General features: G+C 34.1%; 16 protein-coding genes and 1 rRNA gene. 9 read left to right on the top strand and 8 right to left on the bottom strand.

The window, feature by feature from the left end; all coding sequences use genetic code 11:
• Positions 1-19 precede the first annotated feature (19 nt).
• From rrf to map, 4 genes are all read right to left on the bottom strand, one after another.
• Positions 20-138: ribosomal RNA gene (gene rrf / locus D1866_RS10640) — 5S ribosomal RNA — on the bottom strand.
• Between the two features lie 33 nt (positions 139-171).
• Positions 172-369 carry a hypothetical protein gene (locus D1866_RS10635; RefSeq protein ID WP_152939778.1) on the bottom strand — a complete coding sequence of 66 codons (198 nt, stop codon included), beginning with the start codon at positions 367-369 and terminating at the stop codon, positions 172-174.
• 6 nt (positions 370-375) lie between these two features.
• Positions 376-1,521 (bottom strand): DUF1512 domain-containing protein, encoded by a 1,146-nt coding sequence (locus D1866_RS10630; RefSeq protein WP_152939775.1) that lies wholly within the window; start codon positions 1,519-1,521, stop codon positions 376-378.
• A gap of 57 nt (positions 1,522-1,578) precedes the next feature.
• On the bottom strand, positions 1,579-2,472 hold the full coding sequence (gene map, locus D1866_RS10625; protein WP_152939773.1) for a type II methionyl aminopeptidase: 894 nt from the start codon (positions 2,470-2,472) through the stop codon (positions 1,579-1,581).
• Positions 2,473-2,510: 38 nt separating this feature from the next.
• Here map and D1866_RS10620 point away from each other — a divergent pair, with 38 nt between their 5' ends.
• The 4 genes from D1866_RS10620 to D1866_RS10605 are packed head-to-tail and all read left to right on the top strand — an operon-like array spanning position 2,511 to position 6,996.
• The gene (locus tag D1866_RS10620; RefSeq protein ID WP_152939771.1) at positions 2,511-3,191 is read left to right on the top strand and encodes a metal-dependent hydrolase; all 681 of its coding nucleotides are present in this window, start codon (positions 2,511-2,513) and stop codon (positions 3,189-3,191) included.
• A 4-nt stretch (positions 3,192-3,195) separates the two neighbouring features.
• Positions 3,196-4,602 carry a phenylalanine--tRNA ligase subunit alpha gene (pheS, locus tag D1866_RS10615; RefSeq protein WP_152939769.1) on the top strand — a complete coding sequence of 469 codons (1,407 nt, stop codon included), beginning with the start codon at positions 3,196-3,198 and terminating at the stop codon, positions 4,600-4,602.
• On the top strand, positions 4,602-6,221 hold the full coding sequence (gene pheT, locus D1866_RS10610) for a phenylalanine--tRNA ligase subunit beta (RefSeq protein ID WP_152939768.1): 1,620 nt from the start codon (positions 4,602-4,604) through the stop codon (positions 6,219-6,221). Before pheS ends, pheT begins: the two co-directional genes overlap by 1 nt.
• Before the next feature lies 1 nt (position 6,222).
• A complete protein-coding gene (locus tag D1866_RS10605; RefSeq protein ID WP_152939767.1) occupies positions 6,223-6,996 on the top strand; it encodes an alpha/beta fold hydrolase in 774 nt (257 codons plus the stop codon).
• On the opposite strand, the gene D1866_RS10600 is transcribed toward D1866_RS10605, so the two are convergent.
• Positions 6,968-7,774, bottom strand: coding sequence for a nicotinamide mononucleotide deamidase-related protein (locus D1866_RS10600; RefSeq protein ID WP_152939745.1), 807 nt, complete (start codon positions 7,772-7,774; stop codon positions 6,968-6,970). The genes D1866_RS10605 and D1866_RS10600 overlap by 29 nt on opposite strands.
• A gap of 34 nt (positions 7,775-7,808) precedes the next feature.
• Between D1866_RS10600 and D1866_RS10595 the strand changes: the two genes are divergently transcribed.
• Positions 7,809-9,017: an aminotransferase-like domain-containing protein gene (locus tag D1866_RS10595; protein ID WP_048054531.1), complete on the top strand. Its 1,209-nt coding sequence runs from the start codon at positions 7,809-7,811 to the stop codon at positions 9,015-9,017.
• On the opposite strand, the gene D1866_RS10590 is transcribed toward D1866_RS10595, so the two are convergent.
• On the bottom strand, positions 8,990-9,874 hold the full coding sequence (locus tag D1866_RS10590) for an MDR/zinc-dependent alcohol dehydrogenase-like family protein (RefSeq protein WP_152939743.1): 885 nt from the start codon (positions 9,872-9,874) through the stop codon (positions 8,990-8,992). The two genes, D1866_RS10595 and D1866_RS10590, sit on opposite strands and share 28 nt — an antisense overlap.
• Positions 9,875-9,927: 53 nt before the next feature.
• On the opposite strand from D1866_RS10590, the gene D1866_RS10585 reads away from it, so the two are divergent.
• On the top strand, positions 9,928-10,284 hold the full coding sequence (locus tag D1866_RS10585; protein ID WP_152939741.1) for a helix-turn-helix domain-containing protein: 357 nt from the start codon (positions 9,928-9,930) through the stop codon (positions 10,282-10,284).
• Here the strand turns inward: D1866_RS10585 and D1866_RS10580 are convergent.
• Positions 10,258-10,647: a hypothetical protein gene (locus D1866_RS10580; RefSeq protein WP_152939739.1), complete on the bottom strand. Its 390-nt coding sequence runs from the start codon at positions 10,645-10,647 to the stop codon at positions 10,258-10,260. The genes D1866_RS10585 and D1866_RS10580 overlap by 27 nt on opposite strands.
• Before the next feature lie 61 nt (positions 10,648-10,708).
• On the opposite strand from D1866_RS10580, the gene D1866_RS10575 reads away from it, so the two are divergent.
• The 3 genes from D1866_RS10575 to D1866_RS10565 are packed head-to-tail and all read left to right on the top strand — an operon-like array spanning position 10,709 to position 12,665.
• Positions 10,709-11,395 (top strand): DUF2192 domain-containing protein, encoded by a 687-nt coding sequence (locus tag D1866_RS10575; RefSeq protein ID WP_152939737.1) that lies wholly within the window; start codon positions 10,709-10,711, stop codon positions 11,393-11,395.
• Positions 11,396-11,430: 35 nt separating this feature from the next.
• Positions 11,431-12,333, top strand: coding sequence for a CBS domain-containing protein (locus D1866_RS10570; protein WP_152939735.1), 903 nt, complete (start codon positions 11,431-11,433; stop codon positions 12,331-12,333).
• Positions 12,321-12,665, top strand: a complete 345-nt coding sequence (locus D1866_RS10565; RefSeq protein ID WP_152939733.1) for a M67 family metallopeptidase — start codon at positions 12,321-12,323, stop codon at positions 12,663-12,665. Before D1866_RS10570 ends, D1866_RS10565 begins: the two co-directional genes overlap by 13 nt.
• Here the strand turns inward: D1866_RS10565 and D1866_RS10560 are convergent.
• On the bottom strand, positions 12,582-15,203 hold the full coding sequence (locus tag D1866_RS10560; protein WP_152939731.1) for an ATP-dependent helicase: 2,622 nt from the start codon (positions 15,201-15,203) through the stop codon (positions 12,582-12,584). The two genes, D1866_RS10565 and D1866_RS10560, sit on opposite strands and share 84 nt — an antisense overlap.
• Positions 15,204-15,206 lie beyond the last annotated feature (3 nt).

The following is a 15,206-nucleotide window of genomic DNA, read 5'->3' as shown; positions in this document are numbered from 1 at the left end:
AAGGAGAGAAATATAAAACCCATCCCGGCTTGGAAGGGCTGCGGGTCCTCTCGGACCCCACTGCCCTTCCAACGTGGGAGGCTTAACTTCCGGGTTCGAGATGAGTCCGGGTGTTGCCCTCCCACTATGGCCGGGTGGGCAATAAAAGAAAAGGAGTAGAAGTATAAAAAATTACTTGTGCTGATTATTGGGGGATTCAGCGTAAATTCCAGCTATGTAAAGCTTTCCTCCATCTTTTGGACAAGTTCCTACAAGTTTAGGAACGAAGTCTCCTTGCTGAAAATCCCTAACTATAGAATAATCACAAGTCATGCACTTTATTACAGTTTTTACTACAAGTGGTTGTTTTGTTTCTGAAGATATTGCCATTTTACATCACTGAGCTATTCCTACAGTGTTGCCAACTCCTACTAGTACTACAGTATCTCCTGGCTTTGTTCTCTCTAGTATTATGTTCTTTACATAGTTTACAACTTTATCAGCGGCCTCGTAAACTTCTTTTCTCATTTCAGTTATTGCTTCTTCCATGCTCATTTTTACTATTACTGCATCTATAGGAATATTATATTTTGCAGCAACCCTTTCTATTGCTATCTTTTCCGGTCCAGGATCACCCATTGCTACACCCATACCTTCTGCTATACTTCCAGTTTCTTCTCCTTCTAGCTTTAATGCAGCATCTACAGTTATTATTCTTGCAACTTTATTGCCTTCTTTCTCTACAATATTTTGCACAGCTTCTCCGGGTTCCCCTACTGTTGCCATAGGTCCTTCTGCTTTAACTACTATTAGTTTTCTCCCTTCAAATTCCATTGAACCTGCTATAGTATCTTTGCTTGGACTCCACTTGTCAGTTATATTCATTAGGAATCTTGATGCAACTAGCGGTCCTAAGCCGTCACCTACTGGTATACCTTGTAAGAAGACTTTTTGGGCTTTTCCATAAGCTTCTGCTAGTTTTGCATAAATTGGAGCTACTGCTTGTAGCTGGTACATTATCATTAAGTTCTTTAATTTCTTGGCTAGTAAGAAATAGTGCCTAATCACCTTGTATATCATGTTAAGTGCATTGATTACTTCTATCGACACTTCAATTTGACTTCTGCTCATTGGATCTATATTTGGCGAATACTTTGTTATCATTTGTCTTACTGTATCTTCATTTGTCCTGAGTAAGAGTTTCATTCTACTTATGATATCAGTTGGTTCTATACTTACTGGATCTATTACAAATCTATCTATAACTCTATCAAGGAAAGCTTTAGGATCTTGAAAGTTCTTCTCTTTTAATAACTTTTCAGCAATACCTTTAGCGTCTTTAAGGTAATTCTCTATAGTATTAAGATTCTTTTCGACGTCTTTGCTCATAAACATCATTTGGTATTGCTGTTGGAGTCCAGGAATGAAAGATATGGCTATTATTACTATAAAGAACAGCATGTACAATAATTCAAAAGTGAACGCTGCACCATTATTTGCTGACTGAGCGAATGCTAATATATTTAAAATTATATCCAACATATACCTTCTTGTAACTTATCTGCATTTGCCCAAATTAAACTTTTACCAAAATCTATTTTACGTTATAACTATCGTTTCGTCTTTACCTACGTAAACTGTATGTTCGAATTGCGACACCATTCCTTTCCTTATTTCTATTAATACTGGGTATGAATTTAATGCTTTCTTTCTGACCAAGTTTTTAAGAGTTTTCTCAACTTTTTCCTTATCTCCTAAGTCTGAAAGCCATCTTTCTGAGAACGGTAATGTTTTAAATCTCTTATTTATCACATCTAGGAATTGCTTCTCCTCTTCTGTTAATCCTTTAGGGACAAAAGACTTTGCGGAATATATAGTTTCTATTTTTCCTTCAATTACTTCTCCAAAACCGTCAGTGGTAAAGGGTTCTATGGCATAAGTATTTCCTTCCATTATTCTTCCCATATTCCTTTCATAAACGTTAGGTACAAATACCCCTGCATGCAGCTCATATCTCCTTATTAAATGCCCTCCTAAATTTCTGACTGGAGAGTAACCGTTCATTCTAATTACTCTTTCAATAACTTTTCCTATATCTCCGAGGCTTACGCCAGGCTTAAAGTTTGATATCGCAGCATTTAATGCTTCTTTGGAGGCATCTGCGAGCCTTTGATATTTATCGTCTAAAACAACAGTAACTGCAGTGTCAGAGATATAACCATCAATTTGTGCCCCAACATCTAATTTTACTACTGCGCCTTCCGGAATTACTTTTTCGTCCCCTATAACTGGACTATAATGTGCAGCTTCGTAGTTTATTGATAAATTGCAAGGAAATGCAGGAAAAGCTCCTTTCTCTATGATCATTTTTTCTACAGCTTCACAAACGTCTAAGACTTTTACTCCAGGTTTTATCATTTTAGCTCCTGCATCTCTAGCTTCTGCAGCAATTTTTCCCACTTTCATGATAATTTTTAGTTCTTCATCTGTCATAATGGAAGTTTTTATTTCTTGGTTATTAATATTATCTCATGCCTTCCCTAAGGTGGTTAGGTCACGCGGCAGTTGAACTAAATTTACAAGGTAAAAAAATAGTAATAGATCCCTTTATAAAGGATAATCCTGTGGCTCCAGTAAAGTTATCCTATTTTGATGATTTTGATTTAATAGCTGTAACACACGATCATTATGACCATTTAGGCGATACAGTAGAAATTATGAACAAAAATAAGAAAGCATTACTCTTTGCTACATGGGATTTAGAAAATTACTTAAATAAGGAGTACAAGTTACCTTGGGATAGAATGATACCTGCAAATGTGGGTGGGTATGTAGAATATCAAGGTATTAAATTAGCGTTAACTCAAGCAATTCACTCCAGTGAACATAGTGATCCTACCGGCGTAATCATTTCTGCTGACGGGATAACAATTTATCATGCAGGAGATACTGGACTATTTGAGGGCATGAAACTAATAGGTGAAGTCTTTAAACCAGATTATGCCTTACTTCCTATAGGAGGAAGATTTACCATGGATCCTTATCAAGCGTCAATAGCGGTAGACATGATAAAGCCCAAGAAGGGAGTAATTCCAATTCATTATAATACTTGGGATTTAATTAAAGTAGATCCTGGAGACTTTGAAAGATATGTTAAAGAGAAAGGTTATAAGCCAATAATCTTACAACCTGGACAGAGCATAGAGTTGTAAAGCCATGTTAAGCGAGAATGAAATTAAAATTATTGATTTTTTAAAAAAGAAAGAGAATAAATCAGCTTATTCCACTGAGCTTTCATCAGTTATTCCAGAAACTGCAGTCTTTAGCCTAGCTTATTTATTGAAAGATAAAGGTTATGTGAGTGTAAAAGAGGAAGAAAAAGAGAACATTATATTAACTAAAGAAGGAGAAGAAAGATTAAAAGAAGGGCTTCCAGAAGATAATTTGATAAACTTTTTGAAAGGTGAAAGTAAAAAAATTCAGGAAGTAGCTAAAACTTTTAAGGATTTTAATATTGCTTTAAGCTGGGCCAGGAAAAAGGGATTAATCAAGGTCGATAAAGGAGAAATTATACCTTTAAAATCGTCTTACGTTTCACCAGAATACGTTGTTCTTAAGAAAATATCTTCTTCGCAAGATCTTTCAGAGGACGATAAAAAATATTTGAAAGAATTAGAAAGCAGAGGATTAATAGAGATTAAGAAGAACAAAGTGCTATTACTTACTTTGCTTAAGGAGCCAGAAATTCGCCCAGCTATTACTTACTTAACTCCAGAATTATTAAGAAATAAAGAATGGACTAAATATGAGTTAAAGGAATATAACGTCGAGGCGTTACCCCCATTTATTCCATTAGGAAAGAAGCACTATTTTAAGGAATTTTTAGAGCACGTTAAGGACGTTATGGTCTCACTGGGCTTTAAGGAAGTTAAGAGTGACTTTGTAGAAATGGAATTTTACAATTTTGATATGCTGTTCCAAGCTCAAGATCATCCCGCTAGGGAAATACATGATAGCTTTAAGGTTGACGGAAAGGGAGAATTGTTAAACCAGAGTTTAGTAAAGAGAGTAAAAGAAGTACATGAAAAATTGTGGAAATATAGTTGGAAGCAAGAGGTTGCAAAATCCTTAGTTTTAAGGAGCCAAACTACTGCAACTACTGCAAGAGTTCTTTCTACATCACCTAATAAGGAGATTAAAGTCTTCACTATAGGTAAAGTATTTAGGCCAGACGCTATCGACGCTACGCATTTAATCGAATTTCATCAATTAGATGGTTTAGTTATAGAAGAGAATTTTAACTTTAGGGAACTTTTGTCAACTCTAAGGGCAATATTTTCTGGGATAGGAATTAAGGAAGTAAAATTTAAGCCTGCATATTTCCCGTTTACAGAACCTAGTGTGGAAGTTTATGGCTATATTCAAGGTTTAGGATGGGTAGAAATGGCCGGAGCAGGGTTACTAAGACCAGAAGTTACTGAACCAGCTGGGGTTACAATGCCTGCAGGCGCTTGGGGTCTTGGATTGGATAGGCTAGCTATGTTGTTTTTAGGTATTAAAGATATAAGGAACTTATATTCAGACGATATTGAGTACTTGAGGAATAGAAAGGTGGAATATTAATGGTAAATATTGTATTAAAAGAATCAAGATTACTAAACCTTCTTGGATTAGAAGAGAAAGACCTGAATGACGTATTATTTAACTTAAAGTCGGAAGTTGAGAAGAGAGGAGAAGACGAACTAGAGATAGAGATAAACTCTGATAGGTTAGATATGCTTAGTCCAGAAGGAATTAAGAGGGCAGTTGATGGAATCCTCGGAAGGAAATTGGGGGAAGCGAAATATGAAGTAGTTCCAACCAATTATCAGCTAATAATAGATGATGTAGAAAGTAGGCCTTATGCTCTTGCTGCTGTAGTTTATGATATCAAACTTGACGAAGATAGAATAAAGGAAATAATACAGTTTCAAGAGAAACTGCATTGTACTATAGGTAGGAAAAGGAAGAAAGTTGCTATAGGTATTCACGATTTAGATAAAATAGATGGGAAGGTAATAAGATACTCAAAGGTTCCTCTAGACTATAAGTTCGTTCCATTAAACTCGGATAAGGAGATGAGCGTTTCAGAAGTAATATCTTCTACAGAGCAAGGTAAACTCTACGGTAATATATCAATTAAGGATAATTACTCTCCCGCAATATTACAAGAGGACGGTCAAGTATTAAGCATACCACCTATAATAAATTCAAATAAAACTAAAATTGATTCTTCTACTAAGAACTTATTTATTGATGTAACAGGAACAAATTTTGACGCTGTTGCTCAGACTTTAGATTTGTTGGTTAGTAATTTTGCTGAAGGAGGAAGCAAGATTGGAACAGTAAAGGTATCAAGGTATACTTCTTCCTCTCCCTTGATGATTCATAACAAATTAGTCGTGAAGACCTCGGATATAAACAAGAGATTAGGATTAAGCTTATCGACAGAGGAGATAGCTAAGTACGTTAGAATGATGAGAATGGATGCTAATATTAACAGTGATGAAATAGAAGTGATAGTTCCACAATACAGAATAGATATAATGACTTACGTGGACATAGCAGAGGACGTAGCTATGGCTTACGGGTATAAAAGCTTCAGTTTACCTGAATATACTAGCAAAGGAATGGGCGAGCTTTTGCCAATAACTAAGCTTGAAAGAGCGTTTAGGGACTTAGCAATAGGCGGAGGATTCCAAGAGATTTTCACTTTTGTACTAAATAAGTCATCATACTTATTATACAATGACTTTGTTAAAATACAAAATCCTATAACTGTTGAATATGACGCTGTGAGAAACTCATTGATCTGGAATATGCTTAAGTTTTTAGCAAAGAATCAACACGCTAGATTTCCTATTAAAGTATTTGAAGTGGGAGATGTGGTTGTGAAAAGTGAAGAAAGTGATACTGGATATAAAAATGACACTAGAGCATGTCTTGCAATAATGAACAGCAAGATCTCATATGAGGAACTACAGTCTGTAGTTCATCAAATATTATATAATCTAAAAGGGAAGGAGCCTAGATATCTCAGGCAAGATAAAGATTATTTTATTAAAGGTAGATCTGCCAAAATACTGTTTGATAATAATGTTATTGGAGAGATAGGTGAAATATCACCGGAAGTTTTAGAGAAATTTAATATTGAAAATCCTGTAGTTATAGCAGAAATTTACTTGGAAAAATTGTGTGAGTAACATGTTTGTAATCTTGGATGATGCTAAAATTTATTATGAAATAAGAGGCGAAGGTAAGCCAGTTATTTTAATTCACCATCTAGCAGGATCTTACAAAAGTTGGTCTGATATCGCTTATCAGTTGTCACAAAAATTTATGGTAATATCTTATGATCTTAGGGGTCATGGGAGATCTTCTATTTTACCTTATGAGTATAGAATTGAAGATCATTCTAAAGATCTAAAAGGATTAATAGAATATCTTAGACTGGATAACCCAATTATTATCGGTCATTCCTTAGGAACTTTAGTTGCGATCGATTATGCCTTAAGAAACGCAGTTGATAAATTAATATTAATAGGGGCATTATATAAGGCTCCTAATCCAGAACCCTACGAGAAATACGTTTCAGTCGCTCTTAACTTTGGAATGGAAGCGTTAGCGGAATATAGGAAAACCATAGGAGATTTTGCAGATTCTTTAGTTCTAAATCCAATAGCTTGGAGAAAGCTTTTAGAAGTGTATAATGAAAACAATCCGCTAGGATATAAATACGCGGTAGAAGGATTATTGCATGCCAGAGATTATTCTAAAGATCTTAACAAGATTGATATAAAAGGTGGAACTTTAGTGATTTATGGTAGTGAAGATAAATTGAAACAGAATTTAAATACAATGCTAACTATTCCTAAATCTAGCTATAGAATTCTTAATGGATATGGTCATTTCTTAAATTTTGAAGCTCCAGACGAGCTATACGCATCAATTATTGATTTTCTTGTTGGGAATTCTTAATAACTCCTCCAAGATTTTTTATGTACTCTTCAAGTTCTTTTATACACTCGTTTATCCTTTTTCTTATCTCTTCCTCGTCTTTGCTACTCCCCGCTATCTGAATTTCAAGTGACGGATTACTTAGTTCGTATCCTTTAGGATGAGTTTTTATATATAGATCGTACTTTTTTACTAATTGCTTAACATAAGGAGCTAATGCCGACTCCATGACCTTATCTGCGTAAATTGTTTCCTCTACATATTTTACTTCTGGTCTTGTCTTCATGTATTTTTTTATAAATGTCTCTAGTATGTCTTCCATTTCTCTTGGTACTCCTGGGGTAGCTAATATTTCTATACCGTTATATTCTATATATATGCCCGGTGCTATACCCTTAGAGTTTTCTATAGCAATTGAACCTTCTGGCATCATGGCCATTTTTCGTCTTTCTTCGGTTATTTGTAATCCAAGTTGTCTATATTTATTTTCTATTTCCTCTAAAGCTTTCTGATTTATTACTAATTTTCTTCCTAATGCCAAGCTTAATCCTTCTGCAGTCTTATCGTCATAAGTTGGCCCCAATCCTCCAGTTGATATTATTATTCTTGGATTCCTTTGTATTGCCTCCTTAAAACCTTGAGAGATTTCATCGAGTTCATCCATTACTACTGTTATCCTCCTTACTGTAAAACCAAGTGAAGTTAATCTCCTTGCAATGTGCGATGCGTTAGTATTAACTGTTCTTCCGCTAAGTATTTCATTACCTATGGTTAAGATTTCTGCCAGATACATTCTCATAAAATAATAAATACCAATCTCTCTAATTATGCTTATGGCTAAATGGTCGAAGTTTCTTTCTAAAGATACAACATTATTAAAAACTTCTGAGATAAGAGATTTATTGAAACTTACTGAAGGAAAGAACGTAATTAGCTTAGCAGGAGGCTTACCAGATCCATCAACTTTCCCTGCAGAAGATATAAAGAATATAACTGACTATGTACTACAAAATTATGCTTCTCGTGCCCTGCAATATTCTGCAACTGCTGGAATACCAGAATTAAGGAAGGAACTTGTAAACCTTTCATCTCAAAGAGGGATTACTGGAATAAATGAGAATAATATATTTGTAACAGTAGGTAGTCAAGAAGCTTTATTTATGTTATTTAACATCTTTGTTGACCCTGGAGATCACGTATTTGTAGAAATGCCAAGTTATTTGGCAGCTTTAAACATTTTAAGAGCCAGAAATCCTCAATTTCACGGAATTCCGTTAACGGAAAAAGGTCCAGATTTAGATAAGTTTGAAGAAGAATTAAGGAGACTTAAATCCGAAGGTAAATCCCCAAAATTGCTTTATATAATTCCTACGGCACAAAATCCTGGAGGTACAACGTTAGACATGGAAGGTAGAAAAAGAGTATTAGAATTGGCTTCTCAATATGATTTTCTAATAGTAGAAGATGACGCTTATGGATTTTTAGTGTTTGAAGGCGAAAGCCCTGCACCTATTAAAGCCTTAGATAAAGAGGGTAGAGTAATTTATACTGGGACTTTTAGTAAAATTTTAGCCCCAGGCTTTAGATTAGGGTGGATAGTAGCTGATGAGGAAATAATACAGAACGTTGAGTTATATAAGCAAAATGTAGATTTGCATACTCCAAGTTTTACTCAATTTATAGCAGCTGAGGCTATAAAGAGGAATGTCATCCAGAACAATATTCCAAGAGTTAGGCAACTTTATAGAGAGAAGAGAGACGTTATGCTACAAGCTATAGAGGAATACTTCCCTAAGGACGCAAGATGGTCTAAGCCAGTAGGTGGAATGTTTGTATTTGCATGGTTACCTGAAAAAATAGATGCATTGAATATGTTGCCTAAAGCTTTAGAAAGAGGGGTAGCTTATGTTCCTGGCTCAAGTTTCTATTATGATTATAGTGGAAGAAATACTATGAGGCTTAATTTTAGCTTCCCGCCCAAAGAGAAACTAGTTGAAGGAATTAGAATCCTAGGTCAAGTTATAAAAGAGGAATTAGCGTAACTAGCTAAAGCTTTTTTAACGTTCACTATAACACCGTTTTTTGGAGTTGGAATACTAGATAAAATATCGTCGGAATATGCTATGTTTTCGCTAAAGAATTTATCCGAAATTTTCTCAGTTTTTTGAAGTAATCCATCCATTTTCTTAGGATATATTCTAATTGATCTAGAAGGCAAAGTTGGTGGCCAAGTGTTCATAAAAACTGGGACTATAATTCTTCCGTCTTCAGTAATTAACCTTTCAGCAATATATCTTGCCCAACCTCTCATAGTTGATAATATTACTATATCCCATTTTCCCTCCTCTAGATTTTTAACCTCCTTTACTCCTTGAATTTTTTTACCTGGAATATCGGTGTATATGCTCACATCGATTGAACTATCTAATAAATATTGATAAGTTAATAATCCTAGTAAACCAGAACCTATTATTAGTACTTTTTCTCCCTTTACTAGATCTACTATTTGTGTTGCTATTGAGACAAAAGGATAAAGAAGAACTTTATCACTAGTATTCTCAGGTAAAGTAACTATTGCGTCGTCTGGAATTACCGCTTTTTCAGCTAATAGCCCATCAATTTCCGTTCCTATTCCGCCATATTTTTTAGAATAAGGCAAAATTAGGACATTCTTACCTTGTAAAGTCGGGTCTACATCTACTCCTACTGCTTCTATTTTACCTATTCCAATACTCCCCAGTATTGTCCAAGGCCTTACCCATAATAATCCTAGATATACAGAATTTTCAATAAACGTTAGCAATACTTTATCCGGTGATACCAGTACAAAATCGTTATTTATAGGCCTTTCAACAACGTCCTTAGGAATAATACCTTGGTTAAATATAATTGATATCATGTGAAAGCAATTATAAACTTCTCTTTTAAGTTTTAGCACTAAACCTCCATTAAATGAAGGCTATACATAATCTAAGTAAAGAAGCTAGGCAGGAAATAATTAATATAATGCTAGAAAAAAGGTCTAGAAAAGAACTTGCAGAGGAATTAGGAATAACTCCAGCTGCAATAGTTAAGTTTACTAAAGGTTTAACTCATCCAAGTGATGATACTATTTTAAAGGCTCTTGAAATAGCAAGTGATGATGAAAAAGAGAAAATAGTTAATATAATCTTAAATGACCTTGTGAATAGCGTGATAGAAGTATTTTCTGAATATCCTAACGTAACCACAGAAAAAATTGATGAACTTAAAAAAATTCTAGATGAAATAGAAGGCAGAAAATTATTGGCTTCTTCTGGGTTCATATAGAGGACAAGTTATGCATATTTGATAAAATTTAGCAACGACTACCCTTTTTGTACCGTCCTGGTTTACTGAAAGCACTTCTTGAGGTATTCCTAATTTGCTTGGATCACTTATGTTCCATGCTTCACAAACACCATCAATTGCATGCCTGCATGTTTTTGTTTTCCAAACTCCTTGAGATTCTGCAATCTTTAACCATGACAATGTACTCCATATTTTATCTAGCTCTTCTTGAATTTTCTTTTGGAAGTCTATATCTATCTGTTCATGCGATTTTATTTCTTCTTCAATTTTCTTTACGCTTTCCTCTATATCAGATGGAGAAATCAAAACCACGCTCGATTTTAAACTTTCTTCTAAACTCATGGTTTGTAGCTTAAATGCTATCCTTTTTAAGCAAAATTACACAATATTCAACGGGTTAATTATGGTTAAAGAGATTTACAAGGGCAGGATAAAAGTAATTACTGATCTATGGGGAAAAATACTTGATGAGTGGGAAAGTTTAAATAGAGATTCGCTGATTTCTCTAGTTCAGAAAATTTATGAAGACAATAAGATAAAACCTTTCAGGGGATTTAAATCTACAAATCTTTACGAAAAAGAATTAATATCAGTTTACGTAGTTGGAAAAGAAGGACTTGGCCTATTTGACGACTATAGACAAGTTTTTGACAAATTATTCTCTATGGAAGAAAATTATGAGAATATAGCAAATTTAATATTAAATTCCCCAGAAGAAGCTTTCAAGAAAGCTAATGAAGATAAAGATTTATTAGCGAGGGCGTTAAGGCTAATTTTTGTTGAAGTTGTCTTCTCATTTGCAGATGAAAGCAAACTTATAGATGCTTTAAGGAGACTTGACGCTAGTACAAATGATGCAATAAAACATACTGCTAAAAGCTTTTCTAGATTTTATACAGCGTTCAAATTAGCTGAAGGTAGTATTAGAGACAAAATGAATTATATTGCAATGAAGAAGGCAATATCAATAAATATAGGAATTGAGTATCCTTTACCTAAGGCTAATTATGTAGCACTAATCTCTCAAGAAGTTTTCAATGTTAAACCTAGGCTAATTAAGAAAATTCTAGAAGTTTCATCTAAAACATAGAAGTTTTTAAGCAAATACTTAAATTATAATTTAGTATGCAGAATTTATCATCTACTCAAAGGGAAATTTTACTAGCATTAATAGAATTATACAATAAAGGAAAGAAGATGATAAAGAGTAAGGAAGTTGCCGACATGATAGGTAAAGATGAAGGCACTGTTAGAAATATAATTTTAGGCCTTAAAGTACTTGGACTTGTTGAATCAAAACCAGGTCCAAATGGAGGATATATTCCAACGTTAAAAGCTTATGAATTTATTAAAAATCCATCAATTTCTCCTATTCTTGATAAATTAAGTTTATATAGAGGAAATGTCGAAACTGATATTAAAATTGAGAATATTGAGCTTCTTGACGTTACTAATCCTTCTGGCAATAAAGTGATTCTTAAAGTCACTGGAGACTTAAGGAAAATTAGGCCGGGAGACCCAGTTAGATTAGGCCCAACACCATATAGCAGACTAGTAATAGATGGAGTGGTAATTAATGCCGATGATTCCAGAAAAGAGGTTTTAATAGATGTTAAGAGAATGATAAGTGTTCCAAAGGAAAAAGTGAAGAACATTATTGGAAGGAGGCTTATAACACTTAAGCCCGACATGACGTTAAAAGAGGCTTCAATGATATTATATAAAGAGGGTATTAGAGGTGCTCCAGTCTTAGGAGAAGGAGAGAAAGTCCTAGGAATTATAACTACTGCAGATATTATTAAGGCATTCTTTGAAGGAAAATATGATGCAAAAGTTTCAGATTACATGAAGACTGATGTTATAACGATAAGGGACGAGGAGGACGTTTTAGAGGCAATTAGGAAAATGGTAATATATAACGTAGGTAGATTACTTGTAGTAGATTCAATGCAGAGAGTTATAGGAATTGTAACTAGGACTGATATTCTAAAGTCTATAGCAGGATTAGAATTACTATGGGGAGTATAGAAAGGTGTGGAATAATAGTTGATGGAGTATTTTATGAAGTTGATAACATTTCAAGTAACCCTTATGAATTTATTATGAATCCAGAAGAATTTTATTCTATAATAAAGAATGGAAAAGAGCTCCAAGCCATAGTTCATACTCACGTTAAAAGTTGTACCCCTAGTGATTTTGACGTTGAAAACATGAAGATATGGAAAGTATATTGGATTATAATATCAAGCGATTGTATTAAGGCATATAAATACTCGTCAAGTCTCGGTGTAATTGAGGTCGATATTAATTCCCTTCCTTTTGAGGTAAGCGATAACTTCTTCGTGAAGCTTCTTAAGTAACTCTCTCTTTTCCTCTGCAAGTACTACATCTGCATGCTCTTTTGCTATAATTCCGTGTGCAAAAGGACTTGGTACTCTTCTAGGCCCTATTACGCCAATTTTTATTTCTCCAGATTTAACTTTTCTAACTATTTCTATAGCACTTTTTATGTCCATATGATCTTCAAGGATTTCCCTTATTGTTTCTTTTAGTACTGGAAAATTAGGAATTTCCTTAACTACGTTAAGTAAAGCTTCTGAACTTAATTGCCTCCTCTCTAGGTTAGTTTCTCTTCCTTTATATTTCTTTAATATCATAAATGACCTTTCTGCGGTTTGTCTAAACCTTCTCTTAATCATTTCCGTTCTTAGGACAACCTTACTTAATATGTCATACATATCGTCTGGATTTAGGTAGTCAAATATTTTACCAATTCTATAAGCAGTCCTTTCTGGTATTGTTAATATAAATCCATTATCTGATACAGAAATTCTAACATCAACGTTAAGCTGTTCGCTTATGATATAAGCCAAGGCTCTTGATAGTGCGTCTAAAGCTCTTCTTCCGTACAGAGCGTGGAATATGAAATTTCTTCTATCCTCTTCGTCATCATATATTTCAATTAAGATGAATTTATCATTAGGAACTTTTCCACCAGTAAATAAATACTCCTCTAGGATGTATTCATAAATTGAGAACGCGACATGCTTTGAGATATTGTACTTTCTTGAAATTTCCTCAATTGCTATTTTCTTATCTACATTTTTTTCTATCATTTCTGCAACTTCTTTCCTAAATTTTCCTACTTCTAATGCAGAATCATAAGCCAAAGGTAACATTTCTGAAAACCAACTAGGAACTGTAGGTCTCTGACCCTCAGCATCTCTTACGATTATTTTATTTCCTTTGCTACTAAGGAACTCATAAGTTTTTCCTCCTAGTACAAAAATATCTCCTGGGGATAATATTTCAACAAACTCCTCTTCAAGATTCCCCACATATTTATTACTTTCAGTATACACTGGAACCAACGATTCTTCTGGAATAGTACCACTATTCATGTAAAATATCATCCTAGATCCTCTCCTCGGTTTTATTATTCCATTTTCTTCTCTTATCTTGGCATAAACTTTGTTAGACTCTAGTCCGTATTTTCCAGTAAGATAATCCACTGTAGCCTTCAAAGAGTCTAACGTTAGTTCGCTAAATGTATAACTTTGAGTGATAATATTATAGAACTCGTCGATTGAAATTGGCCTTATAAGGGAAGCTGAAACTATTAATTGCGATAATACATCAAGCGGATTTTTAGGAATGTAAACTCTATCTATCTTTCTTTCTTTTGCCAGCTTTGCCAGCACTGTGCATTCCACTAAGTCGTCTCTATCAACTACAATTATTCTTCCTTTACTTATACTTCTAATATGATGCCCTGCCCTTCCGAGCCTCTGAAGAAGTCTACTTACGCTCTTAGGGCTACTAAGTAGTATTACTAAGTCTATATAACCTATGTCAATTCCTAATTCTAAGCTTGTGGAAGATACTACTGCTTTCAATTCTCCTCTTTTCAATTTATCCTCTATTTCTAACCTAACATCTCTACTTAAGCTACTATGATGAGCTCCTATCATGTCTGCATCAAATAAGTTTTGAGCTTGAACTAGTTTCCTTAACTTAAAGGAAACTCTTTCTGCTGCACTTCTTGTATTTGTAAAAATTAACGTAGTTCTATGCTTAAGTACTTCTTCAATTATTGTCTTATAAATACCTTCACTTATTTCATCCTCAGTTGCGTGTATCAAATCTTTTACTGGAGAAATAACCTTTAAGTCAATATCTTTTACAAACCTTGCATCTACGATTTTACAGCTCCTTTTAGGACCTACAAGGAATTTAGCTATCTCTTCTAAAGGAGATATTGTAGCACTTAAGCCTATTCTACTAATTTTATCCTCTGCTATCATATTCTCAAAAATTTCTAAAAATCCTGATAGGAAAGATCCTCTTTTGCTGCTTGCAAGCTCATGAATCTCATCTACAATTACCCATTTCACGTTTTTTAGTTTCTCACTGAATTTCGGTGAAGTTAACGATATTGCGAAAGATTCAGGCGTAGTTATAAGTATGTGAGGAGGTAACTTTAGCATTTTTTCCTTTTGATAGGATGAGGTATCGCTGGTTCTAACTCCTACTCTTATGTTATAATCTACTTTCTCTTGCTCCTTTATTTCAGTCAAAGGCTCTATTAAGTTCTTATACATATCATTATTAAGTGCCCTAAGTGGAGAGATGTAAACTGCATATATTTTATCTTCAAGTTGCCCTTTTTCTGCTAACTCAAATAAATTATCAATTATGCCTAGAAATGCCGCAAGTGTTTTACCACTACCAGTAGGACTTGAAACTAAAACATTCTCATAATTTTTGATTAATGGTATTGCAGCTCTTTGAGGAGGGGTAAAGGTTTGATATTTCTTTTTAAACCAATCAGCAACATAAGGCCTTAATAATTTAAATAATTCCTCGTCACTCAAGCCCTTAGCATATTCAATGCTCATTTA

It is taken from the genome of Acidianus ambivalens (genome assembly GCF_009729015.1).
Classification (GTDB): domain Archaea; phylum Thermoproteota; class Thermoprotei_A; order Sulfolobales; family Sulfolobaceae; genus Acidianus; species Acidianus ambivalens.
Note: the sequence above shows the minus strand (reverse complement) of the source record. Positions and strands in the feature narration are given on the sequence as shown.

Excerpts from the sequence above, each read along its gene's own strand:
- D1866_RS10635 (WP_152939778.1), bottom strand. The coding sequence starts at position 369 with ATGGCAATATCTTCAGAAACAAAACAACCACTTGTAGTAAAAACTGTA.
- D1866_RS10630 (WP_152939775.1), bottom strand. The coding sequence starts at position 1,521 with ATGTTGGATATAATTTTAAATATATTAGCATTCGCTCAGTCAGCAAAT.
- map (WP_152939773.1), bottom strand. The coding sequence starts at position 2,472 with ATGACAGATGAAGAACTAAAAATTATCATGAAAGTGGGAAAAATTGCT.
- D1866_RS10620 (WP_152939771.1), top strand. The coding sequence starts at position 2,511 with ATGCCTTCCCTAAGGTGGTTAGGTCACGCGGCAGTTGAACTAAATTTA.
- pheS (WP_152939769.1), top strand. The coding sequence starts at position 3,196 with ATGTTAAGCGAGAATGAAATTAAAATTATTGATTTTTTAAAAAAGAAA.
- pheT (WP_152939768.1), top strand. The coding sequence starts at position 4,602 with ATGGTAAATATTGTATTAAAAGAATCAAGATTACTAAACCTTCTTGGA.
- D1866_RS10605 (WP_152939767.1), top strand. The coding sequence starts at position 6,223 with ATGTTTGTAATCTTGGATGATGCTAAAATTTATTATGAAATAAGAGGC.
- D1866_RS10600 (WP_152939745.1), bottom strand. The coding sequence starts at position 7,774 with ATGAGAATGTATCTGGCAGAAATCTTAACCATAGGTAATGAAATACTT.
- D1866_RS10595 (WP_048054531.1), top strand. The coding sequence starts at position 7,809 with ATGGCTAAATGGTCGAAGTTTCTTTCTAAAGATACAACATTATTAAAA.
- D1866_RS10590 (WP_152939743.1), bottom strand. The coding sequence starts at position 9,874 with ATGATATCAATTATATTTAACCAAGGTATTATTCCTAAGGACGTTGTT.
- D1866_RS10585 (WP_152939741.1), top strand. The coding sequence starts at position 9,928 with ATGAAGGCTATACATAATCTAAGTAAAGAAGCTAGGCAGGAAATAATT.
- D1866_RS10580 (WP_152939739.1), bottom strand. The coding sequence starts at position 10,647 with ATGAGTTTAGAAGAAAGTTTAAAATCGAGCGTGGTTTTGATTTCTCCA.
- D1866_RS10575 (WP_152939737.1), top strand. The coding sequence starts at position 10,709 with ATGGTTAAAGAGATTTACAAGGGCAGGATAAAAGTAATTACTGATCTA.
- D1866_RS10570 (WP_152939735.1), top strand. The coding sequence starts at position 11,431 with ATGCAGAATTTATCATCTACTCAAAGGGAAATTTTACTAGCATTAATA.
- D1866_RS10565 (WP_152939733.1), top strand. The coding sequence starts at position 12,321 with ATGGGGAGTATAGAAAGGTGTGGAATAATAGTTGATGGAGTATTTTAT.
- D1866_RS10560 (WP_152939731.1), bottom strand. The coding sequence starts at position 15,203 with ATGAGCATTGAATATGCTAAGGGCTTGAGTGACGAGGAATTATTTAAA.